We start from the raw sequence: 22391 nt of genomic DNA on the forward strand, positions 1-22391 counted from the left end.
GCACACCGCGCCCGATCGCCGGGACGAGCGCGCGAGGTCAGGGCAGGGGAGCGCGCAGACCGGCCAGGAGGCGGTCGAGGGCGGTGAGAGCGTCGGGCAGGGCGCCGGGATTGGTGGCCAGCCAGAGGGCTGCCTCGTTCATGGCGCCGGAGAGCAGATGGGTGAGCGGGGTGACCGGCTGTGGGGGCAGCGTGCCCGCGTCGACGAGGGTTTGCAGCGCCTCGCCCAGGTGGCGGGCGGAATTGGCCTCGTCGAGGGCGCGCCACTCGTGCCAGCCGAGTACCGCGGGGGCGTCGACCAGCATGATGCGCTGGATGTGCGGGTCGGCGCAGGCGCGCAGGAACGCCGCGCAGCCGGTGGTGAGCTGGGTCCAGGGGTCGGGTTCGGCGTCGGCGGCGCGGGCTACCTGCTCGCCGACCTCCTGCTGCACCTGCGCGAGGACGGCCTTGAACAGGTCGGCCTTGCTCTCGAAGTGGTGGTACAGCGCGCCTTTGGTGACACCGGCTGCGGCGACGATTTCCGAGAGGCCGACGGCCGCATAGCCTTTCGCGGCGAACAGCTCCCTGCTCACCCGCACCAGCAGGCGTCTGGTCTCCTCGCGCTGCTGCGCCCGTGCCGTCGAAACCATCGCCGTCCTCCCATTGACCTACCACCGGTATGTGAGCTAGCCTACGACACATACCATCGGTATGTGAAAGGTGAACACCATGCGGCTCAGCAGCTGTTACCCCGTCCTCGCCACCGGCCGGATCGCGGAATCGCGCGACTTCTACACCACCTGGTTCGGCTTCGAGATCACCTTCGAAGCCGACTGGTACGTGAGCCTGCGCCGCCCCGCCCGCGACGGCGAACCGTCCTGTGAACTGGCCCTTCTCGACCCGACCCACCCGACCGTCCCGCCGGGATACGGCAAGCCCGTCCAGGGCCTGCTGCTGAACTTCGAGGTCGACGACGTCGACGCCGAATGGGAACGAATGGTCGTCACCGGTGGCCTCCCCGCCGAACTCGACCTACGCACCGAAGACTTCGGCCAACGCCACTTCATCGTCGCCGACCCATCAGGCGTACTCATCGACATCATCACCGAAACCCCACCCACCCCCGAGTTCGCCACCCAGTTCACCCCAGGCGCCACAGCAACCGACTGAGCACAGGGAACAACCGGGCCTACGCTGATCCGCGACTCCGCCTGGCCGCCGACGCAAAGTCCCCCCACGCCCGAGTCCGGCCAGAATCTCCGGCGCAGCAGGCGAGCACATGGGTAACTCCCCGGGAACGGGCTCACCCAGCCACCTACCCAAAGCTTGCCGCGTCCCCAACTCACCCCGCACCTGAGTCTGGCCAAAAGACGCGGAGAGGCGGGACCGGCTAGTGTTTGGCGGGTGAAGGCACTTCGTCGGTTCACTGTCCGTGCCCATCTGCCGCAGCGGCTCGCCGCACTGGCTGAGTTGTCGACGAACCTGCGGTGGTCGTGGCACGGCCCGACGCAGGATCTGTTCGCCGACCTGGACCGGGAGCTCTGGCGCACGGTCGGCCAGGACCCGGTGCGGATGCTGGGGGAGGTGCCCGCCGAGCGGCTCGACGAGCTCGCCGCCGACCCCGCCTATCTCGCGCGCGTCGACGCGGCCGGCGAAGGCCTGCGTGACTATCTGAGCAGGCCGCGCTGGTTCCAGGAGCAGCACACCACCCGGGTGGCCGGGATCGCTTACTTCTCGATGGAGTTCGGTGTCACCGAGGTGCTGCCCAACTACTCGGGCGGGCTCGGGATCCTCGCCGGTGACCATCTCAAGGCGGCGTCGGATCTGGGGTTGCCGCTGATCGGTGTGGGGCTGCTGTACCGGTCCGGGTACTTCCGGCAGTCGCTGTCGGCCGACGGGTGGCAGCGTGAGCACTACCCGGCGCTCGACCCGCAGGGTCTGCCGCTGCGCCTGCTCACCAGTGACGGTTCGCCGGTGCTGATCCATGTCGCCATGCCGGAGGGTCGGGTGCTGCGGGCGCGGGTGTGGATCGCCCAGGTGGGCCGGATCCCGTTGTTGCTGCTCGACTCCGACATCGCCGAGAACGATCCGGAGCTGCGCGCGGTCACCGACCGTCTCTACGGCGGCGATCAGGATCACCGGATCAAACAGGAGATCCTCGCGGGTATCGGCGGGGTGCGTGCGGTGCGCGCCTACACCCGTGCCAACGGTCTGCCCGACCCCGACGTGTTCCATATGAACGAGGGTCACGCCGGTTTCCTCGGGGTGGAACGCATCCGCGAATTCGTCGCGGACGGACTGGATTTCGACACCGCGCTGGCGGCCGTGCGGGCCGGGACGGTGTTCACCACCCACACCCCGGTGCCCGCCGGTATCGACCGGTTCCCGATGCCGTTGGTGCGCCGGTACTTCGGCGGCGCCCACGGCGAGACCGAATCCGCCTTGCTGCCGGGGCTTTCCGTCGACCGGATCCTCGCCTTCGGGCGCGAGGCCGATCCGTCGGTGTTCAATATGGCGCACATGGGTCTGCGGATGGCCCAGCGCGCCAACGGAGTCTCGCGGTTGCACGGTGAGGTGAGCCGCGACATGTTCGCCGGGCTCTGGCCGGGATTCGACGCCGTCGAGGTGCCGATCGGTTCGGTCACCAACGGCGTGCACGCGCCGACCTGGGCCGCCCGGGAATGGATCGACAAAGCACGCGAACTCGTCGGCCCCGAACTGGTGGAGGAGGCACGCGGCTGGGAGAAACTCAGCGACGTCGACCTCGAGCAGCTGTGGACCACCCGGAACACGTTGCGCGGGGTACTGATCGAGGAGGTCCGCCGCAGGCTGCGCGAGTCCTGGTTCCAGCGCGGCGCCGCCGAGGCCGAATTGGGCTGGGTGGACGACGTTTTCGACCCGAACGTCCTCACCATCGGTTTCGCCCGCCGGGTGCCGACCTACAAGCGCCTCACCCTCATGCTGCGTGACCCCGACCGGCTGCGCGCCCTGCTGCTCGACCCCGAACGTCCGGTGCAGCTGGTGGTCGCGGGCAAGAGTCACCCCGCCGACGACGGCGGTAAGGCGCTCATCCAGCAGGTCGTCCGCTTCGCCGACGATCCGGCGGTGCGGCACCGCATCGTGTTCCTGCCCGATTACGACATGTCGATGGCCCGCTACCTGTACTGGGGTTGCGACGTGTGGCTGAACAATCCGCTTCGCCCGCTCGAGGCATGCGGCACCTCGGGCATGAAGTCGGCGCTCAACGGCGGGCTCAACCTGTCGATCCGCGACGGGTGGTGGGACGAGATGTACGACGGCGAGAACGGCTGGTCGATCCCCACCGCCGATGGTGTGCGCGACGAGGTGCGCCGCGACGACCTCGAGGCGGCGGCGCTCTACGACCTGGTCGAACGCACCGTCGCACCCCGCTTCTACGACCGGGACGCGAACGGCGTGCCGGTCCGGTGGACCGAGATGGTCCGCCACACCCTGCAGACCACCAGCCCGAAGGTGCTCGCCTCGCGCATGGTCCGCGACTACGCCGAGCAGTACTACGGTCCGGCGGCCGCGGCGTTCGCGACCGCCTCGGCCGACGACTACGCGGGCGCGGCGCGGGTCGCCGAGTACCGGCGGCGGGTGGAGGCCGCGTGGCCTTCGGTGCGCGTCACCCAGGTGGACAGCGCGGGCCTGCCCGACACCCCGGTGATCGGTGCCGAGCTGTCGCTGGACGCGCGCGTGGAACTCGGTGGGCTCGCGCCTTCGGATGTGGTGGTGCAGGCGGTTCTCGGGCGGGTGTCGCCCGACGACGACCTGTCCGACACCACGACCATCGAGATGCGGCACACCGGCAGCGACGGCGCGACGGAGCTCTACGAGGTGCACGCGCCGGTCCCGCTCTCGGGTGCGGTCGGGTACACGGTTCGTGTGCTTCCCCACAATCCCCTGCTCGCCACCGACGCCGAACTCGGCGTGGTGGCCGTCGCGGGCGCGTGACCCTACACCCCGGGGTGATCGCGGGTTCTTCGATTCAGTGAACTTTCCGCTACCGTTCCGGGGCATCCTTCTTCTTTGAATCCGCGGACTGGAGAGTCATGGCCAGCGATGTCGTAACCCGCGCCCGGCGGCGCATCGACGGATACTTCGGTATCACGTCGACCGGGTCAACCTTCAAGCGCGAGGCGATGGCGGGCACGGTCACGTTCCTGGCGATGTCGTATGTGCTCGCGGTGAACCCGTCGATCCTCGGCGACGAAGGTGCGCTGGGCGACAAGGGCATTCCCATGCAGGCCGTGTTCACCGCGACGGCCGTCGCCGCCGTGTTCGGCACGCTGGTGATGGGTCTGTGGGCCAAGTATCCGATCGCGCTCGCGCCGGGTATGGGGCTCAACGCCTTCTTCGCCTACACCGTGGTGTTGAGCATGGGCATTCCGTGGCAGGTCGCGTTGTCGGGCACCTTCCTGTCCGGCGTCATCTTCTTCGTGCTCGCGATCACCAAGGTCCGCGAGCGGATTCTCAACGCCATCCCGTTGCAGATGAAGTTCGCCGTCGGCGCGGGTATCGGGTTGTTCGTCGCGTTCCTCGGGCTCAAGAACGCGGGCATCGTCGTCAACAACGAGGCGACTCTCGTCTCGCTCGGTGATTTCACCAAGGGCACCACCCTGCTCGCGCTGTTCGGCCTGGTGGTGACCGTGATCTTCCTGGTGATCGGCTGGCACGGCGCGGTGCTCTACGGCATCGTCGCCACCACGATCGTCGGCATGGTCTCGGGCCTGGTGAAGGTGCCCGACGGCATCGCCGAGATGCCCAAGGGGCTGGACGAGACCTTCGGGCAGGCCATCATCCATCTGCCCGACGCGTTCACCGGGCAGATGATCGTCGTCGTACTCACCATGCTGTTCGTCGACTTCTTCGATGCCTCGGGCACGCTGATCGGTGTCGCGAATCAGGCGGGCCTGCTCAACAAGGACGGCACGCTGCCCCGTGCGGCGAGTGCGATGGCCGCCGACTCGGTCGGCACCACCGCGGGCGCGATCATCGGTACCTCTACGACCACGGCCTACGTGGAATCGACGGCGGGTGTGTCGGCCGGTGGTCGGACCGGGCTCACCGCGGTGACCACCGCGGGCTGGTTCCTGGTCGCGATGTTCTGCTATCCGGTCTTCTCGGTGATCGCGGGTTCGGCCGAGGTCACCTCCGCCGCGCTGATCGTCGTCGGCGTGCTGATGGCCCGCGCGCTCGGCGATATCGACTGGCAACATCTCGAGTACTCGGTGCCCGCGTTCATCACCGTCATCATGATGCCGCTGACGTATTCGATCGCCAACGGCCTGGCGATGGGCATGATCTTCTACCCCGTCGTGATGGTGGCCAAGGGGCGGGCAAGGGAAGTGCACCCGGCGATGTGGGCGCTGATGGTGCTGTTCCTCGCCTACTTCTTCTTCCTGGTCGAGTAGGTGCTCCGGGCGTAGGTATGTCTATACTCAGCCTAGGCTTGCCTAACTTGAAGGAGATTTACCTATGAAGCGCTCGTTCGCTGCCGCGTCCCTGGCGGTTGCCACTCTCTTCGCGCCGGTCACCGCTGCCGTCGTCGCCACCGCGCCCGCCGCGATCGCCGCCCCGGCGACCCCGTCGGCCGGTGAGCTGCAGGGCAAGCTGCAGGCCGCCATGAACGGCTCGGCCGCCGAGCTCGAGTCGGGCAACCCGGGCGGTCTCGCGGTCGTGAACCAGACGGTCAACCGCATCCCCGGCTACAGCTGGAGCGTCTCCGGTCCGGTCACCGTCGAGGGCGACACCCTGTCGGCCACGCTGAACAGCACCCTCGGTGACTACACCTTCCCGATCCCGGTGACCTGGAAGGATATCGACGGCACCTGGAAGCTGTCGCAGGAGTCCGAGAGCACGCTGGTGAGCTACGCGACCATGGCCTGGTGAGCTGAAAGTTCCCGATGGAAGGGTCGTCCCGATTGGGGCGGCCTTTTCGCATTTTTGTGATGAGGATCACTCCGTCCGGGGGACTGGCGTGAAATAGTGGTCCCGGCCCTAGAGGTTGTGACCCGGTGGGCAATCGGACTCCAGTCCGGTTGCGAGATTTTTCGAATCGCAGATGAGGACACGCCATGACCGACACCGCCACGCGCATCGCTCCGAGTGCTACCGCTACTACCGACGAAGCCACCGCGACCAGCATCGGCCTGCTGGTTCTCCGCGTCAGCTTCGGTGGCCTGATGGCCGCCTACGGCACCCGGAAACTCTTCGGCTGGTTCAACGGAATGGGGTGGCAGACCACCGCCGACAGCTTCACCGCCATGGGGTACAACCCCGGCGAATTCTTCGGCACGCTGGCCGGTGTCACCGAACTCGTCGGTGGCCTGCTGCTGGTGTTCGGCCTGTTCACCCCGCTGGCGGGCGCCGTCGTGCTCGGCACCATGATCAACGCGATCAACGTGATGTGGGCCGGTGGCCTCTTCCCCACCGATCCCGCCGTCCCGGGCTTCACCACCCCGCTGCTGTTCGCGCTCGTCGCGGGCGCGCTGGCCTTCACCGGCCCCGGCCGGTTCTCGCTCGATGCCGGTCGTCCGTGGGAGCGCCAGGGCGTGGTGTGGGGTGCGGCGGCCGTCGGCATCGCGGTCGCGGCGGCTGTGCTGACGCTGATCCTGAAGGCTGTGCTCTGACATAGCTGTTCCGGCGGCGCGGTGACTTCGGTTGCCGCGCCGCTTTTTCGTCATGCGCTGGTCACTTTTTCGATGCCGTGGGTTGCCCGGAGTGTGCGCGGGTGTCGGCGGGGGCGGATAGTCTCGTCGGCGATACCGCTCGCACGGTGTCGACCATCGTCCGCGCGTCGAAGAGGAGAGCTGCGATGAAGGCCTATGACCTGGGGTTCGGGGATTCGGCGGACAAACTGGCCGAGACACCGGGTGGTGAACCGCTCGAGCTGGTCTCGCCGGTGCGCGCCGGGTGGATCGGTAGCGAAGGTCCCGGCATCGATCCGGCGACGTGGCCGCGCGGACCGGTCACCGGGCTGCCGATGATGCACGCGCTCACCCTGCGGCTGCCCGCCGACTTCCAGCGGCGCGGACCCGGCTTTCCGGCGATCGCGTTCTTCCAGGGCGAGGGGCAGTTCGCCGACGCGACCGCCCCGGTCGAGGCCGACGCCGGCTCCGACGACCCGCTGGCACGCGACCTGGTCGCCACCCGCCTGCACCCGCGACTGAATCTGCTGCACGACGAGATCGGCGGGGTGTTCGCGCTGATCTGGTTGACCGAGAAGGAGTTCGAGGCCGGTCCGGTGGCGCCGCCCGCCGATATCCGTCCGCCCGGCTCGCCCGCCGCGAGCGACGAGGGCTGTAATGCCTGGGACGACGTGCACCCGACCATCGGTGTGTGGCTGGCCGAGCGCGTCGACGATCCCAATGTCGGCATCCCGCCCGTGGAGTACGTGCCCGACACCGCCTACCAGGACCCGCTCACCGACGACGCGGGCTGGACCCCGTGGGCCGAACCGCTGTTCGGCCGTTCCCATCTCGGCGGCACCGCTTTCCCCGTGCAGGCGTTGCCCGAGGGGCTCACGCCCTATTACCTCGAGATCGAGGAGGTCTCGGGCATGAACTTCGGCGGCGGCAACGCCCAACTCGACTTGGAGTCAGGCGTTTTCGACTGGGCGTGCGGGTAGCTTCCCCGGAATCAGCACGGTGTCGACGGCTGTGGTCGCAGGTGAAATGCCTTCGGCCACAGCCGGTTTCGTCCTCCCTCGATACACGTGGACGGCAATGCCCGCGAGCACGATCAGGTAGATGACGACGTAGATGTTCAGCAGCACCTGGTGGAAGGGCCACCACGGCGGCAGCAGGAAGGTGCCGACACTGACCCAGGTGGGTGTGTAGGTGTAGGTCCAGGCGGCGACGGCCAGGTAGAGGCCGGCGGCGGCGAGGAACCACGGCAACCGGGTCTGGGCCCGGTGGACCAGGTACACCAGCAGCGGCACGAACCAGACCCAGTGGTGGCCCCACGAATAGGGCGATATCGCGCAGGCGGTGAGGCCGCCGAGCGTCACCGACAGCAGGGGTTCGTCGCGGCGCACGAGCGCGGCCGCCAGCCACAGCGCGACCAGCGCCACCGGCACCGCGATCAGCAACCACAACCACACCGGCGCCGGGTCGTGCAGCAGATGGGCGATCGCGCCGCGCAGCGACTGGTTCGACGGGTGTACATCGGGGGCGATCCGGCCCGACTGGAAGAACGTGGAGGTCCAGTACTGGTAGGAATCACGCGGCAGGATCAGGCCGGTCACCCCGATCGTCGCCACGAAGGTGAGTGCGGCGGTCAGCGCCGCCCGCCACCGGCGCTGCGCCGCGTACTGGGCGATGAAGAACAGCGGGGTCAACTTGATGCCCGCCGCGATACCGACGCCCAGGCCACGCAACGTGCTGTCGGGCCCACGGGAGAAGTCCCACAGCACAAGCATCATCAGCCACAGATTGATCTGCCCGTAGTACAGCGTGGTCCGCACCGGCTCGATGAAGGTGCAGGCCAGGCCGATGAGCATGCTGACCACGACCAGGCGCGGAGTCACCCGGTAGCCGAGCATCCGCCAGCTCTGCAGCACACACACCACCAGAACCACCAGGTTGAGCACCAGCCAGACCGAGGTGACCAGGTCCCACGGCACGAGGAGCAGCGGCAGGAACACCAGTGCCGAGAACGGCGTGTAGGTGTAGAGCAAGCCGTAGTGGGTCGGCTCGATGTAGAGCGCCTTGTCGTGTAGCGCTCGCCAGCCGCCGTCGCGGTAGATGTGCACGTCCAGACCGCCGGCTAGGATGCCGCCGCTGTTCATGTGCGGGTCCATGGTGGTGAACAGCAGCGTCACGCCGAGGGCTGCGGTACCGAGTAGCAGGATGAGCGTCAGGGTGATGCGCGGCAATTCCGCGCCTCGAGATCTCTCCGCCACGGCCGTGCTACCGGCCGGCTCGCGTCGTATGCACGACTAAGAACCTACCGCGCCGGTCCCCGAGGGTCGCCCTCGGTAGGCACCGTCTATCAATTGGACGCCGTAGAGTCGCTCTGACCTGCGTTTCACGCGTGCAGGGTGAGCATGGTGTCGGCGCCGTGATGGAACTCGTAGCGAGTCCTGCGTAACGAGGTCCGGATGCCCTTGTCGTGCAGTTCGGTTCGCAGGTGGGCGATCAGGTCGTCGAGCGGGGCACCGGTGTAGTCGAGCAGTGGGTACACCCTGGTCTCCACCGTGGCCACCCGGCTGAGTTCGAGCAGAGCGGCCAGATGGAAGTCGGCGTCGAGCCGGTCGGCGTAGCTGAACAGCAGGTGCGAACTCAACGCGAGATCGAAGGCGCCGTCGGCGCACGGCAGCGAGGGCAGGCGCCCGGCGAGGTAGCGGTGCGGTGCGGCGCACACGTCGACGGCGAAGCGGGCGGCGGCCGCGCGGCGCATCGCGGCCTGCTCGGCGGTGCCGCCGTACCAGTCCCAGCGGTAGCGGCCCGCGTGGCGGTGCGTCCACGCCACCGCGCGCTCGGTTTCGGGGGCGGCGCGGGCGGCCAGCTCGCCGGGCTCACTCGCGTAGATGGGGTCGATCGCGATGACCTCGGCGCCGAGGGCACTGGCCTCGGCGGCGAAACTCGCCGCGCCGCCGGGGCAGTCGAGGATGCGTCGGCCGGACAGGTCGTCGTCGGACAGGCAGAACATCGCGCGGTACTCGGCCAAAGATCTTGCGCTGACCAGAAATTCGTCGAGTACCTCGCCATCGGCGTGGTGCGTCATCACCCAACCGTCTCACGGGTCACATTCAGCTGGTAGTGATTTCGCTGGTGTGGTCACCCGGATTGCACGACTCGCGGTGAAAAACTGTGCCGCTCAAGCGGATGCGGTGAGTCTGCGCAACGCCTTGGCTACCACCTGCGGGTCGGTGGTCTCCCAGTACGGCGGCAGCGAGGCCCGCAGATAACCGCCGTAACGGGCAGTCGCCAGGCGCGAATCGAGAATGGCGACGACCCCGCGGTCGTCGACACTGCGCAGCAACCGGCCGGTGCCCTGGGCGAGCAGCAGCGCGGCATGATTGGCCGCCACCGCCATGAACCCGTTGCCGCCACGCGACTCGACCGCACGCTGCCGGGCGGTGAGCAGCGGATCGTCGGGGCGCGGGAACGGAATGCGGTCCAGGATCACCAGACTCAGCGACGGGCCGGGCACGTCGACGCCCTGCCAGAGGGTCAGGGTGCCGAACAGGGACGTGGCCGGGTCGTCGGCGAACTTGCGCACCAGCGCGCCCATCGAATCGTCGCCCTGGCACAGCACCGGGGTGTCGAGCCGTTCACGCAGCGCCTCGGTGGCCGCCTTGGCCGCGCGCATCGAGGAGAACAGGCCGAGCGTGCGCCCGCCCGCGGCGGTGATGAGCTGCTCGATCTCGTCGAGGTAGGTGGGGGAGAGGCCGTCACGGCCCGGTGCGGGCAGATGCTTGGCGACGTACAGGATGCCCGACTTGGCGTGGTCGAACGGCGAACCGACGTCGAGGGAGCTCCAGCGCACCGACTCCACGTCCGCCGGTGGAGTCGCGCCGTTGGCCAGTGCCGGATCGGTCTTGCCGGAGGACTGCGAGGGCAGGCCCCAGGTGATCGCGAGACCGTCGAACGATCCACCGATCTGCAAGGTCGCCGAGGTGAGGATGACGGTCGCGGTGCCGAAGAGCCTGCTGCGCAACAACCCGCCCACCGACAGTGGTGCCATCCGCAGGGTGCGTCGCGCGACACCGCGCACCTCGTCGGCCGAGAGCCAGATGACATCGTGGCGCGCGGCCGGATCGGACTCCTCGAACGCGGTGAGCGCGCGCACCGCCGCGTCGTGCACCTCGTCGAGCGCGGCGACGGCCAAGGTCTTGGCGGCGGCGTTGTCCGGGTCGTCCTGGGTTTTCACGCTGCCCTGCGGTGCGAGCGCGGTGCGCGCGTTCCAGGCGGCATCGCGCACGAGCGCGAGGACGGGGGCGATGCCGTCGGGCAGCTGGTCCCAGCGACCGGCAGGCAGGTCCTCGATGGCCTGGTGAAAGGCTTCGGCCGCGCCCTCGAGCCGGTCGACCTCGCGCTCGTCGATCAGTTTGGTGCAGCGGCGGGCGGCGGCGCTGATGGCGGTGGCGGCCAGTTCGGCGGTGGCGACGCCGGTGACCCGGTCGACCAATTCGTGCGCCTCGTCGATGACGACCACATCGTGCTCGGGCAGGATCTGGATGCCGCTGATGGCGTCGATGGCCAGCAGCGCGTGATTGGTGACGACCACATCGGCCTGCGCCGACTCCGCGCGCGCCTTCTCGGCGAAACAGTCCTGACCGAACTGGCAGCGGGTCTTGCCGAGGCACTCGCGCGAGGACACGCTCACCTGGCGCCAGGCCCGATCGCTCACACCGGGGGCGAGTTCGTCGCGGTCGCCGGTCTCGGTGTCGGAGGCCCACTCGTTGAGGCGCTGCACCTCGCGGCCGAGGCGGGAGATGGCGAAGGCGTCGAACAGCTCCGCCTCGCCGCCGGTGTCCTCGGGGATCACGCTGTTGATCTTGTTCAGGCACAGATAGTTGTTGCGGCCCTTGAGAATCGCGAACTGCGGGACGCGACCGAGCGGCTTGGTGAGCGCCTCGGCCAACCGGGGCAGATCGCGGTCGACGAGCTGACGTTGCAGCGCGATCGTCGCCGTGGACACCACGACCGTTCGCCCGGTGCGCACCGCGTGCCGCAAACTCGGCACCAGATAGGCCAGCGACTTACCGGTGCCGGTCCCCGCCTGCACGGCCAGGTGCTCCTTGGTGTCGATCGCGTGGTCGACGGCGGTGGCCATGGTGGTCTGCCCGGTGCGTTCGGTGCCGCCGAGGGCATGCACGGCGGTGGCGAGCAGGTCGGCGACGGGGGGGAGTTCGGGCACGGGGGCAGCTTATCGGTGGGGTCGGACAGGTTCGCTCGTGAGCATCGCCTCGGCTCAGGGTTCGCGGATGAAGTCGTGCAGGTTTGCCCTGATGTAGTCGAGGACTCGTTGTTCGAAGTCTTCCGGTTCGTTGATGTCGTAGATCTCGTCGGGGTCGTCGGCGCGGTCGCCGGTGGGGCGGCGGATCTGATCGGGTTCGGCGAGGGTGCGGTGTTCGTCGTCGAAGAAGCGGTCGAGGGGGTCGTCGGGGGAGTTGGGGGCGGCGTCGCGGGCGGCGAGGATCGCGGCGGCGGCCAGGCGTGGCATGCCTGCGGCGCGCAATGCTCTTGTCGCCCAGGGGAGTTCGGTGCGGCGGGTGCGCAGGTAGGTGCTGAAACCGGAGTCCAGGACGGTGGAGTGCAGGCTGGACAGGGCCAGCAGGTGGGCGAAGGCGGGTGGTAGTTCGCCGAAGGCGCCGATTCCCGTGCGGTGCAGGTCGTCGGTGGCCGGGTTGGCCCAGAAGACGATGTCGGCGGCGTCGTGGATGCTGTCGACCTCGGCCAGCGCCTCGGTCAGCCTGTCGCGCGCCTGCGCCGGGAAGCGGTAATCCATGCGAGCAGGGTAGTCGCGGACTAGGCGGGCACCTCACCGCTCAGCTCGACACCCGCCGCGCGCAGGGCGGTGAGTGCGGTGGCGGTGGTTTCCGGGGCGACGCCCGCGGTGAGGTCGAGCAGGATGGTGGTGTCGAAACCGGCGGTGCGGGCGTCGAGAGCGGTGGCGCGCACGCAGTGATCGGTGGCGATGCCGACCACGTCGACGTGATCGATGTCGCGGGCGCGCAACCAGTCGGCGAGGGTGGTTCCGTCGGCCGACGCGCCCTCGAAACCCGAATAGGCGGCGCTGTATTCGCCTTTCGAGAACACCTCTTCGACCAGTCCGGTATCGAGAGCGGGATGGAAATCGGCGCCCGGCGTACCGACCACGCAGTGCGGCGGCCAGGAGTCGACGTAGTCGGGGTTGTCGGAGAAGTGGGCGCCGGGGTCGACGTGCCAGTCCCTGGTCGCCACGATCGCGTCGTACTTCTTCGCCGCGACATGGGAGCTGATGGCCGCCGCGACCTTCGCGCCGCCGCGCACGGCCAGCGACCCTCCCTCGCAGAAGTCGTTCTGCACATCCACGATGACCAACCCGCGCATCACACCGTCCTCCCGATCATTGCGTCCACATCATTGTCCCCTCGTGTTTGCCAGGTGTCAGCCGAGGAAGGTGGTCGGGATGGCGGGCTCGCCGTCGGAGAGCTTGAGGCCCTCCCACGGCAGGCTCACCAGACCCTGCGCCACCAGCTCCCGGCTGCGCGCCAGCGTCGCGACGCCGTCGACCGTCTCACCACCGCGCACCAACGGAACCTGGAGCTCACGCACCTGGAAACCGTTGGTGGACGGCACTTCTCCCGCAGCCGGGTAGACGATCTCCTCGACGATGGTCCCGGTGGCCCGCGCCAGCCGCACCGCCTTCTTCGCCCCGCCGCGCGACTCCTTGTGGCTGCTGCGTTTGGCGACCGGGATCCCGTCGACCTCCACGAGCTTGAACACCATGCCCGCCGTGGGCGCACCGGAACCGGTGACCAGGGAGGTGCCGACGCCGTACACGTCGACCGGTTCGGCGCGCAGGGCGGCGATGGCGTACTCGTCGAGATCACCGGAGACGACGATGCGGGTACCGGTGGCGCCGAGCGCGTCGAGCTGATCGCGCACCTGGCGGGCCAGCACACCCAGCTCACCGGAGTCGATTCGCACACCACCCAGTTCGGGCCCGGCCACCTCGATGGCGGTGGCGACGCCTCGGGTGATGTCGAAGGTGTCGACCAGCAACGTCGTTCCGATGCCGAGCGCCTCGATCTGGCTGCGGAAGGCGGCCGCCTCGTGTTCGCCGTCGGCGCCGCTGTGCAGCAGGGTGAAGGCGTGCGCGCTGGTGCCCGCGCCCGGCACGCCGAAGCTGCGCACCGCCTCGAGGTTGGACGTCGCGTCGAATCCGGCCAGGTAGGCGGCCCGCGAACTCGACGGCGCGGCCAGTTCGTGGGTGCGCCGCGAACCCATCTCGATCATCCGGCGCCCGGCCGCGGCGCTGACCATGCGGGCGGCGGCAGAGGCGATGGCGCTGTCGTGGTTGAAGATCGACAGGACCAGCGTCTCGAGCACCACGCATTCGGCGAAGCTGCCGCGCACGGTGAGGATCGGCGAACCGGGAAAGTACAGCTCGCCCTCGGCGTAGCCGTCGATATCGCCGGTGAAGCGATATTCGCGCAACCAGTCGACGGTGGCCGGGTCGAGGAATTTCTCGGCGATGGTCAGCTCCTCGGCGCCGAACCGGAAGCGGGTGAGGGCATCGAGCAGCCGCCCGGTGCCCGCGACGACACCGTAGCGGCGGCCGTGCGGCAAGCGTCTGGCGAACACCTCGAAGGTGCACCGCCGCCGCGCCGAACCGTCGGCGAGCGCGGCGGCGAGCATGGTCAGTTCGTACTGGTCGGTCAGCAGCGCGGTGCTCGCTGACCCGTCACGGATCTGCACACCCGAAACTCTAGTCACGGCGGGTGTTGTATCCGGGTGGCCTCGTCGTACCCTGGGGTTTATGGCCCTGTGCAATTCCGTTCGAGCCGGCGCCGTCACCGACGCCGTGAACGCCGCACTGTCGGCGCCACAGGCGACGCCGGAGGCTACCGAATACACCGAGATCCTGGAGGCCGAAGACCGGCCGTGGGTGACCGTGGTGTGGGACGACCCGGTGAATCTCATGCACTACGTCACCTACATATTCCAGAAGCTCTTCGGCTACAGCAAAGCCAAGGCGACCGAATTGATGCTGCAGGTACACAACGAGGGCAAGGCCGTTGTGTCCTCGGGTTCGCGCGACAAGATGGAACAGGACGTGCGCCGCCTGCACGCGGCGGGCCTGTGGGCAACGATGCAGCGCGACGACTGAGCCTGAGTAACCTGGCCCTGTGCGCAAGTGGAGCAGAAAGAACTCACTCGGTGGTCTCAAGCTTCGATCCGAAATGGACGAGCACGAGGCCACGGTGTTGCGCTCCCTGGTCGCGGCGGTCTCCGGACTGCTCGCCGACCGCGCCGCCGAGTCGCCCGAGGACGAACTCGCGGCGCTGACCGGGCTGCGCACCGGCAACACCACCCCGCCCGACGACCCGCAACTGCTGCGCCTGCTGCCCGACTTCCACCGCGCCGAACCCGGTTCGCCCGACGCCAAGCGCGCCGACCTCAACAGCGCGCTGCGCAGCCTGCACGAACCCGAGATCATCGACGCGAAACTGGCCGCGGGGCGGGTGGTGATGGACAGCTGCCCCGAGGACGGCGGCAAGATCGTGCTCACCCCCGAACAGGCCGACGCCTGGCTCACCGCGCTCACCGACGTGCGTCTGGCCCTGGGCACTCTGCTCGACATCGACGACGACACGCCCGACCACTTCGACCCCGATGATCCGCGCGCCCCGCATCTGGACGTCTACCACTGGCTGACCTGGATGCAGGATTCGCTGCTGCAGGCATTGGCGCCCTGATGCGCGGCGTTCCCGGTCCACGCAACGCGATCACCGACGTCACCGGTGTGCTCGTCGGCCATCATCATGTACTCGACGACGAGGTGAGCCTCGGGTCGGGTGCGGCGACGGGGTGCACGGTGGTGCGGTTGCCCGGCGGTGCGGTCGCCTCCGTCGACGTGCGCGGCGGCGGCCCGGGAACCCGCGAAACCGACCTGCTCGACCCGGCCAACACCGTGCGCCGCGTCAACGCGGTGCTGCTCACCGGCGGCAGCGCCTACGGTCTCGCCGCCGCCGACGGGGTGATGCGCTGGGCCGAGGAACACGGCGAGGGCATCCCGATGAGCCCGACCGATCCGAGCCGGGTGGTGCCGATCGTGCCGGGCGCGGTGATCTTCGACCTGCCGGTCGGCGCGTGGGACATCCGGCCCGACGCGGACTTCGGTTTCCGCGCCGCCGAGGCCGCCTCGACCGACTTCGCGCGGGGAACCGTGGGGGCCGGGGTGGGCGCGCAGGCGGGTGCGCTCAAAGGCGGAATCGGTTCGGCCAGTGTGGTTCTCGACAACGGGGCCACCGTCGGCGCGATCGTCGTCGCCAATCCGGTCGGTTCGGTGGTCGACCCGCGCACCGGTCTGCCGTGGGGTACGGGCACCGACGGGCCCGACTTCTTCGGCCTGCGGCACGGCACGCCCGCCGAGCTCGCCGCCCTGGCCGCACTGCCGGGTAAGAGCACTGTGCTCAACACCACGATCGGCGTCGTGGCCACCGACGCGGTGCTCGACCCGGTCGGTTGCCGCAGGCTGGCGGCCACCGCCCACGACGGCCTGGCCCGCGCCATCCGGCCGGTGCACTCGCCGCTCGACGGTGACACGCTGTTCGCGGTCTCGACCGGTGCCGTTCAGGTACCTTCGGGTCCGCTACCTGCGGCTTTCCCATCGGATCTGCTGCTGCTCGACGAGTTGTGCACCGCCGCGGCAGTGGTCGTGGAACGGGCCGTCGTCGATGCCGTCCTCGCCGCCACTCCCGTCGCGGGCATCCCCTCCTACCGCGATCTCTTCCCGCGCTGAACCCGGCGCGCAGGCGGGACCGGAATTCGGACCGGCGGAATACCCGAATAGGGTGTGGGCGTTGTGCCGGATTGTGGAAAGGGTCGACAAGTGCTGGTGATCAGAGCCGATCTCGTTGACGCGATGGTTGCCCACGCGCGCGCCGACCACCCCGACGAGGCCTGCGGTGTGATCGCGGGCCCCGAAGGCAGTGATCGCCCCGAACGCTTCGTCGCGATGATGAACGCCGAACGCTCCCCGACGTTCTACCGGTTCGATTCCGGGGAACAACTACGGGTATGGCGGGAGATGGACGACGCGGACGAGGTGCCCGTCGTCGTGTACCACTCGCACACCGCCACCGAGGCCTACCCCAGCCGCACCGACATCTCCTACGCCGGCGAACCGGACGCGCACTACGTGCTCATCTCCACCCGCGATCCGCACGAGCACGAACTGCGCAGCTACCGCATCGTCGACGGCGAGGTCACCGAGGAACCGGTGCGCATCGTCGAGTCCTACGACGCCTGACAACCCCAGAACAAGTCACCACCCCGAGGAGTCCCCATGCCGGTAACCGTGTCCATCCCGACCATCATGCGTGGTCTCACCGGAGGTGAGAAGCGAGTCCAGGGCGAAGGAGACACCCTGTCGGCGCTGATCGACAACCTCGAGGCCAACCATCCCGGGCTGGCCGAACGGCTGCTCAAGGACGGCAAGCTCAACCGCTACGTCAACATCTACGTCGACGACGAGGACGTGCGGTTCGCGGGCGGGCTCGACGCCGAGGTTCCGGCGGGCGCGTCGGTGACCATTCTTCCCGCGGTCGCCGGCGGCGCGTGACCTCGTGGCCCGCTACGAATCGCTGATCGCGACCCTCGGCAACACGCCGCTCGTCGGACTGCGCACCCTCTCACCGCAGTGGGATGGTGACGACCACGTCCGGCTGTGGGCCAAGCTCGAGGACCGCAACCCCACCGGGTCGATCAAGGATCGCCCCGCGTTGCGGATGATCGAACAGGCCGAGGCCGACGGGCGGCTCACGCCCGGCTGCACCATTCTGGAACCCACCAGTGGCAACACCGGGATCTCGCTGGCCATGGCGGCCAAGCTCAAGGGGTACCGGATCGTCTGCGTGATGCCGGAGAACACCTCGGTGGAGCGGCGTCAGCTGCTCACCATGTTCGGCGCCGAGATCATCGATTCCCCGGCCGCCGGTGGCTCGAATCAGGCGGTGGCGCTTGCCAAGCAGATCGCCGAGGAGAACCCGGACTGGGTGATGCTGTACCAGTACGGCAATCCGGCCAACGCGCTCGCGCACTACGAGACCACCGGCCCCGAGCTGCTGGCCGACCTGCCTGAGATCACGCATTTCGTGGCCGGACTCGGAACCACCGGCACGCTGATGGGTACCGGACGGTATCTACGCGAGCAGGTGCCGGACATCGAAATCGTCGCGGCCGAGCCGCGCTACGGCGAACTGGTCTACGGCCTGCGCAACATCGACGAAGGCTTCATTCCCGAGCTCTACGACGAGAAGGTGCTCACCACCCGCTTCTCCGTCGGCCCGTACGACGCGGTCCGCCGAACCAGGGAACTCGTCGGCGAGGAAGGCATCTTCGCGGGCATTTCGACCGGCGCGATCCTGCACGCGGCGCTCGGGATCGCGAAGAAGGCGCAGAAGGCAGGCAGTCGCGCCGACATCGCCTTCGTGGTCGCCGACGGTGGCTGGAAGTACCTGTCGACGGGGGCTTACGACGGGACGCTCGACGAGGCGGAGGAGAAGCTCGAAGGGCAGCTCTGGGCGTAGTCCGATGGGGCGCGGAGCCGGGTGCGTTTGTGAACGTACCCGGCTCTTTCCGTCGGTTCGATGGGATCTACCGGAGCAACGCGAAGGGCGTGCGGCGGTACCCTCGTGGGGTGGGCGACGTCGGCCCGGCCGTTTGGAGGCGATGACAGTGAGCGGTGGGGTTGGGGCCTCGTTCGATCCGGAGCGCGTTCGGGGACTGCGCAGTGGCGGTTCGCCCGGGCGCCGGGGCGGGTCGGTGGTATCGGCCGCGGTGGGGATCATCGGGTTCGTGGTGGCGCTGTTCGTCATCGAGGGCGTCGACATGGTGCTGTCCTACGATCGGCCGCCGGGGGCCGCGAACGAACTCGACGGTGCGGGGATCGAACCGCGTGCGGTGAGTGGGCTCGACGGGATCCTGTGGGCGCCGCTGTTGCACGGTGGGTGGGACCATCTGCTGGCCAACAGCCTGCCCTTGCTCGTGCTCGGGTTCATCGTGCTGCTCTCGGGGATCGGGCGCGGTATCGCCGCCACGGCGATCATCTGGGTGATCGCGGGGGTGGGCACCTGGCTGACGGGGCAGACCGGAAGCGTGCACATCGGTGCGTCCTCGATCGTGTTCGGGTGGCTCACCTATCTGATCTGCCGGGGATGGTTCGCGCGCAATGTCGGGCAGATCGTGGTGGGGCTGGTGATCTTCCTGATCTACGGGTCGATGCTGTGGGGCGTGCTGCCCACGGACCCCCGAATTTCTTGGCAGGGGCATCTTTTCGGGGCGGTGGGTGGAGTGCTGGCGGGCTGGGTACTCTCTGGTGATGAACGTCGACGCCGCCGTGAAGCATCGGTCGGCCGCGCACTACCAACGCGGTAACCGGGGATCCGGTCTGGAGAATGGGGGGATCCTGCAGTGAGTACCAGCCCGTCGTGGCAGCATGAGGGCATGCGCCTTACCGTCCTCGGGTGCTCGGGCAGTGTGTCCGGCCCGGACTCCCCAGCGTCGGGGTACCTGTTGACCGGCCCGGATATGCGTCCGACCGTCATCGACTTCGGGCCGGGCGTGTTCGGTGCACTGCAGAAGCACCTGAACCCCGGCGATGTCGACATCTTCCTCACACACCTGCACGCGGATCATTGCCTCGACCTGCCTGCCCTGCTCGTGTGGCGTCGCTACCACCCCAATCCGCCGACCGGCAAGGCCCTGGTCCGAGGCCCGTCCGATGCGGCCTTACGTATCGGCAACGCCTCGGCCGAGATCGGTGGCGAAACCGACGACTGGTCCGACGTGATCGACTCCCAGGCGTGGACCGAGAACGTCCCCGTTCCGTTCGGCCCGGGTCACACGGTCGAAGCGCGCCGGATGTACCACCCGCCGGAGTCCTACGGTCTGCGCATCACCGCCGCGAGCGGCCGCGTGTTCGTCTACACCGGTGACACCGCCATGTGCGACGCCGTCGTCGAACTCGCCACGGGCGCCGACGTGCTGATGGCCGAGGCGTCCTGGACCCACGATCCCGCGAATCGTCCTCCGGGCATTCACCTTTCGGGCACCGAGGCGGGCGAGATCGCCACCCGCTCGGGCGCCAAGGAACTGCTGCTCACCCATATCCCGCCGTGGACCTCACGCGAAGACGTCATCGCCGAGGCCAAGGCGGCCTTCGCGGGACCGGTCCACGCGGTCGCACCGGGCGAGACCTTCGACCTGTAGCGCCACGGCCCCAGCACCTCGATGAGGGGCCGCGAACACGGACGCACGCCGACGGGCATAATCCCTACCGTGTCGAGACGAGCCGATGGTAGGGCGGATGACGAACTCCGCGAGGTCAAGATCACCCGAGGATTCACCTCGCACCCGGCCGGGTCGGTGCTGGTGGAATTCGGGCAGACCAGGGTGATGTGCACCGCCAGCGTCACCGAGGGGGTGCCGCCGTGGCGGCGCGACTCGGGCCTGGGCTGGCTCACCGCCGAATACGCGATGCTGCCCGCCGCCACCCACACCCGCAGCGGGCGTGAGTCGGTGAAGGGCAAGGTCGGCGGCCGCACCCAGGAGATCAGCAGGCTGATCGGACGTTCGCTGCGCGCGTGTATCGACCTGGCCGCGCTCGGCGAGAACACCATCGCGCTGGACTGCGACGTGCTGCAGGCCGACGGCGGCACCCGAACCGCCGCCATCACCGGCGCCTACGTCGCGCTCAGCGACGCCGTCACCTACCTGGCCGCCGCGGGCAAACTGGCCGACCCGCAACCGATCTCGTGCATGATCGCCGCGGTGAGCGTCGGCGTCGTCGACGGACGGGTGCGGCTGGACCTGCCATACGAAGAGGATTCGCGTGCCGAGGTCGACATGAACGTGGTCGCCACCGACACCGGAACCCTCGTCGAGATCCAGGGCACCGGCGAAGGCGCCACCTTCCCCCGCTCCACCCTGGACAAGCTGCTCGACTCGGCGCTGGTCGGCTGCGAGGAGCTGTTCGCGATCCAGAAGGCCGCCCTCGCCCTGCCCTACCCGGGCGAGCTGCCCGAACCGGCGGGGAAGAAGTAGCCGTGGGCACGCGCGTGCTGGTCGCCAGCCGAAATGCCAAGAAGCTGAAGGAACTGCGCCGCATCCTCGACGACGCGGGCGTCGCCGGGATCGAACTGGTGAGCCTCGACGACGTGCCCCCCTACGAGGAGGCCCCCGAAACCGGCGCCACCTTCGAGGAGAACGCGATCGCCAAGGCGCGTGACGGTGCTGTGGCGACCGGATTGCCCTGTGTGGCAGACGATTCCGGTATCGAGGTGGATGCCCTCAACGGGATGCCCGGCGTGCTGTCGGCCCGTTGGGCAGGCCGCCACGGCGACGACGCCGCCAACAACGCCCTGCTGCTCGGTCAGCTCGGCGACGTCCCCGACGAACGGCGCACCGCCCGCTTCGTCTCGACCTGCGCCCTCGTCCTGCCCGACGGCACCACCACCGTGGTCCGCGGTGAATGGCCCGGCACCATCGCCCGCGAACCGCAGGGTGCGGGCGGCTTCGGCTACGACCCGCTCTTCCACCCGGACGGCGGTCCACGCAGTGCCGCCGAACTCACCCCCGCCGAAAAGGACGCCGCCTCCCATCGCGGCCGCGCCCTCGCACAGCTCCTCCCGGCACTGGCCGCCCTGGCCTGATACAAGATCACCACGCTCTGATGGCGGACGCTACTCGCGAAATGCCGCTACCGGAGCGTGGTGATCGGCCGTCCGGGGTCAGAGGTTGTATCGGGCTTTGACGTCTTTGGCGTTGCGGTGCTCGACGAAGAAGGAGAGCAGGGGGATGGTGCCCGCGATGAGGGTGCCGACAGTGCGGGCGATGGGCCAGCGGACCTTGACCGCGAGGTCGGCGGTGACCAGCAGGTAGGCGAAGTACACCCAGCCGTGCACGAGCGCGATCCAGCGCGGGGTGTCCATGCCGAAGCCGTACTGGGCGATCATCTCGGCGGTGAGCAGCAGCAGCCACAGGCCGGTGAACCAGGCGAGGGCGCGGTAGCGCAGCAGCGCGGAGGCGATCTTGGCGTTGTCCGCCGGTGCGCCGGTAGCCGGTTTGTCCAGCGACGGTGCGGTGGTGTTGTTGTCGGTCACCCGGCGTTCCTCTCAGGGGCGTGCAGACCGGCGGCGCGGGTCTGCGCATCGATATCGCTGGCGTGCAATCGCGCCAGGTACTGGTTGTAGGCGGCGGTCTCCGGGTCGTCCGCGGTGGCGGCCTTGGGCCGTTCGGGCAGGATCCCGGCCGGAATCTCGCGCGGCGCCTCGGCCTTGCTCGCGCGCGGCGCGGCGGGCTCGACCGCCTCGCGTTCGAGACGCACGAACCTGACGTAGGCGAACACCGCGAACGCCGCGAACAGCGGCCACTGCAGCGCGTACCCGAGGTTCTGCCCGGTTCCGGTCGCGGAATCGAACCGTTCCCACTGCCACCAGGCCAGTGCGAGACAGCCGAGCGCGACCACGATGACCAGCGCGATCAGCGCGGGCCGGTTGTACGCCGGGCGGGAAGGTCGATCGGACACACACCCACGGTACCCGGCTGTGTTTTTGGAGCGCTGGCGCGCTCGAGGTTCGCGGCCCCGCAAGTCCCGACGATCAGGTGCCGTGGCTTGCTCCTTCGTCGCCTACGCCACGGCACCTGGCTTTTGCTGACTCTATCCACCGAT

General features: G+C 68.8%; 25 protein-coding genes. 16 read left to right on the top strand and 9 right to left on the bottom strand.

The annotated features are described in order from the left end of the window. Positions 1-37: 37 nt before the first annotated feature. Positions 38-628 (bottom strand): TetR/AcrR family transcriptional regulator, encoded by a 591-nt coding sequence (locus tag AB0I35_RS28365; protein WP_357399403.1) that lies wholly within the window; start codon positions 626-628, stop codon positions 38-40. A gap of 79 nt (positions 629-707) precedes the next feature. On the opposite strand from AB0I35_RS28365, the gene AB0I35_RS28370 reads away from it, so the two are divergent. The 6 genes from AB0I35_RS28370 to AB0I35_RS28395 all read left to right on the top strand — a co-directional run bounded on the left by AB0I35_RS28370 (position 708) and on the right by AB0I35_RS28395 (position 7629). After that, positions 708-1148, top strand: coding sequence for a VOC family protein (locus AB0I35_RS28370; RefSeq protein ID WP_357399404.1), 441 nt, complete (start codon positions 708-710; stop codon positions 1146-1148). 234 nt (positions 1149-1382) lie between these two features. Then, positions 1383-3953, top strand: a complete 2571-nt coding sequence (gene glgP / locus AB0I35_RS28375; RefSeq protein WP_357399405.1) for an alpha-glucan family phosphorylase — start codon at positions 1383-1385, stop codon at positions 3951-3953. Positions 3954-4051: 98 nt separating this feature from the next. Continuing rightward, entirely contained in the window at positions 4052-5413 is a 1362-nt protein-coding gene (locus AB0I35_RS28380) for an NCS2 family permease (RefSeq protein ID WP_357399406.1), read from the top strand. Positions 5414-5477: 64 nt separating this feature from the next. Beyond that, positions 5478-5891 carry a hypothetical protein gene (locus tag AB0I35_RS28385; protein ID WP_357153218.1) on the top strand — a complete coding sequence of 138 codons (414 nt, stop codon included), beginning with the start codon at positions 5478-5480 and terminating at the stop codon, positions 5889-5891. A 185-nt stretch (positions 5892-6076) separates the two neighbouring features. Then, complete coding sequence (locus AB0I35_RS28390) at positions 6077-6631, top strand: DoxX family protein (RefSeq protein ID WP_357399407.1); 555 nt, start codon at positions 6077-6079, stop codon at positions 6629-6631. Positions 6632-6816: 185 nt separating this feature from the next. Continuing rightward, entirely contained in the window at positions 6817-7629 is an 813-nt protein-coding gene (locus tag AB0I35_RS28395; RefSeq protein ID WP_357399408.1) for a hypothetical protein, read from the top strand. Here AB0I35_RS28395 and AB0I35_RS28400 read toward each other — a convergent pair. From AB0I35_RS28400 to AB0I35_RS28425, 6 genes are all read right to left on the bottom strand, one after another. After that, entirely contained in the window at positions 7600-8877 is a 1278-nt protein-coding gene (locus tag AB0I35_RS28400; RefSeq protein WP_357399409.1) for a glycosyltransferase 87 family protein, read from the bottom strand. The genes AB0I35_RS28395 and AB0I35_RS28400 overlap by 30 nt on opposite strands. Before the next feature lie 152 nt (positions 8878-9029). Then, on the bottom strand, positions 9030-9728 hold the full coding sequence (locus AB0I35_RS28405) for a hypothetical protein (protein ID WP_357399410.1): 699 nt from the start codon (positions 9726-9728) through the stop codon (positions 9030-9032). Positions 9729-9821: 93 nt separating this feature from the next. After that, positions 9822-11867 carry an ATP-dependent DNA helicase gene (locus AB0I35_RS28410; protein WP_357399411.1) on the bottom strand — a complete coding sequence of 682 codons (2046 nt, stop codon included), beginning with the start codon at positions 11865-11867 and terminating at the stop codon, positions 9822-9824. A 54-nt stretch (positions 11868-11921) separates the two neighbouring features. Then, positions 11922-12458, bottom strand: a complete 537-nt coding sequence (locus AB0I35_RS28415) for a hypothetical protein (RefSeq protein ID WP_357399412.1) — start codon at positions 12456-12458, stop codon at positions 11922-11924. A 20-nt stretch (positions 12459-12478) separates the two neighbouring features. Next, a complete protein-coding gene (locus tag AB0I35_RS28420) occupies positions 12479-13042 on the bottom strand; it encodes an isochorismatase family protein (protein ID WP_357399413.1) in 564 nt (187 codons plus the stop codon). Between the two features lie 57 nt (positions 13043-13099). Then, the gene (locus AB0I35_RS28425; RefSeq protein ID WP_357399414.1) at positions 13100-14413 is read right to left on the bottom strand and encodes a nicotinate phosphoribosyltransferase; all 1314 of its coding nucleotides are present in this window, start codon (positions 14411-14413) and stop codon (positions 13100-13102) included. A 61-nt stretch (positions 14414-14474) separates the two neighbouring features. Between AB0I35_RS28425 and clpS the strand changes: the two genes are divergently transcribed. From clpS to rdgB, 10 genes are all read left to right on the top strand, one after another. Further along, positions 14475-14825 carry an ATP-dependent Clp protease adapter ClpS gene (gene clpS / locus AB0I35_RS28430; RefSeq protein ID WP_067498269.1) on the top strand — a complete coding sequence of 117 codons (351 nt, stop codon included), beginning with the start codon at positions 14475-14477 and terminating at the stop codon, positions 14823-14825. A 19-nt stretch (positions 14826-14844) separates the two neighbouring features. Next, positions 14845-15414 carry a DUF2017 domain-containing protein gene (locus tag AB0I35_RS28435; protein ID WP_067645003.1) on the top strand — a complete coding sequence of 190 codons (570 nt, stop codon included), beginning with the start codon at positions 14845-14847 and terminating at the stop codon, positions 15412-15414. Beyond that, the gene (locus AB0I35_RS28440) at positions 15414-16460 is read left to right on the top strand and encodes a P1 family peptidase (protein ID WP_357399415.1); all 1047 of its coding nucleotides are present in this window, start codon (positions 15414-15416) and stop codon (positions 16458-16460) included. The genes AB0I35_RS28435 and AB0I35_RS28440 overlap by 1 nt, the downstream gene beginning before the upstream one ends. A gap of 90 nt (positions 16461-16550) precedes the next feature. Continuing rightward, entirely contained in the window at positions 16551-16970 is a 420-nt protein-coding gene (locus AB0I35_RS28445) for a M67 family metallopeptidase (protein ID WP_357399416.1), read from the top strand. A gap of 36 nt (positions 16971-17006) precedes the next feature. Continuing rightward, positions 17007-17282, top strand: a complete 276-nt coding sequence (locus AB0I35_RS28450) for a MoaD/ThiS family protein (protein WP_067498283.1) — start codon at positions 17007-17009, stop codon at positions 17280-17282. Between the two features lie 4 nt (positions 17283-17286). Continuing rightward, positions 17287-18249: a cysteine synthase gene (locus tag AB0I35_RS28455; RefSeq protein WP_357399417.1), complete on the top strand. Its 963-nt coding sequence runs from the start codon at positions 17287-17289 to the stop codon at positions 18247-18249. 142 nt (positions 18250-18391) lie between these two features. Continuing rightward, positions 18392-19096 (top strand): rhomboid family intramembrane serine protease, encoded by a 705-nt coding sequence (locus AB0I35_RS28460; protein WP_357399418.1) that lies wholly within the window; start codon positions 18392-18394, stop codon positions 19094-19096. 69 nt (positions 19097-19165) lie between these two features. Beyond that, complete coding sequence (locus tag AB0I35_RS28465; protein ID WP_357399419.1) at positions 19166-19930, top strand: cyclic nucleotide-degrading phosphodiesterase; 765 nt, start codon at positions 19166-19168, stop codon at positions 19928-19930. A gap of 69 nt (positions 19931-19999) precedes the next feature. Then, complete coding sequence (rph, locus tag AB0I35_RS28470; RefSeq protein WP_067498292.1) at positions 20000-20764, top strand: ribonuclease PH; 765 nt, start codon at positions 20000-20002, stop codon at positions 20762-20764. Between the two features lie 2 nt (positions 20765-20766). Then, a complete protein-coding gene (gene rdgB, locus AB0I35_RS28475; protein ID WP_357399420.1) occupies positions 20767-21372 on the top strand; it encodes an RdgB/HAM1 family non-canonical purine NTP pyrophosphatase in 606 nt (201 codons plus the stop codon). A gap of 78 nt (positions 21373-21450) precedes the next feature. Here the strand turns inward: rdgB and AB0I35_RS28480 are convergent, their stop codons facing one another. Together AB0I35_RS28480 and AB0I35_RS28485 are read right to left on the bottom strand one after the other, a co-directional pair. Further along, entirely contained in the window at positions 21451-21792 is a 342-nt protein-coding gene (locus AB0I35_RS28480) for a DUF3817 domain-containing protein (RefSeq protein ID WP_357399426.1), read from the bottom strand. Between the two features lie 26 nt (positions 21793-21818). Continuing rightward, positions 21819-22247 (bottom strand): transcriptional regulator, encoded by a 429-nt coding sequence (locus tag AB0I35_RS28485; protein ID WP_357399421.1) that lies wholly within the window; start codon positions 22245-22247, stop codon positions 21819-21821. Positions 22248-22391 lie beyond the last annotated feature (144 nt).

The sequence above is a fragment of the Nocardia sp. NPDC050378 genome, from assembly GCF_040655675.1.
Lineage (GTDB): Bacteria > Actinomycetota > Actinomycetes > Mycobacteriales > Mycobacteriaceae > Nocardia > Nocardia coubleae.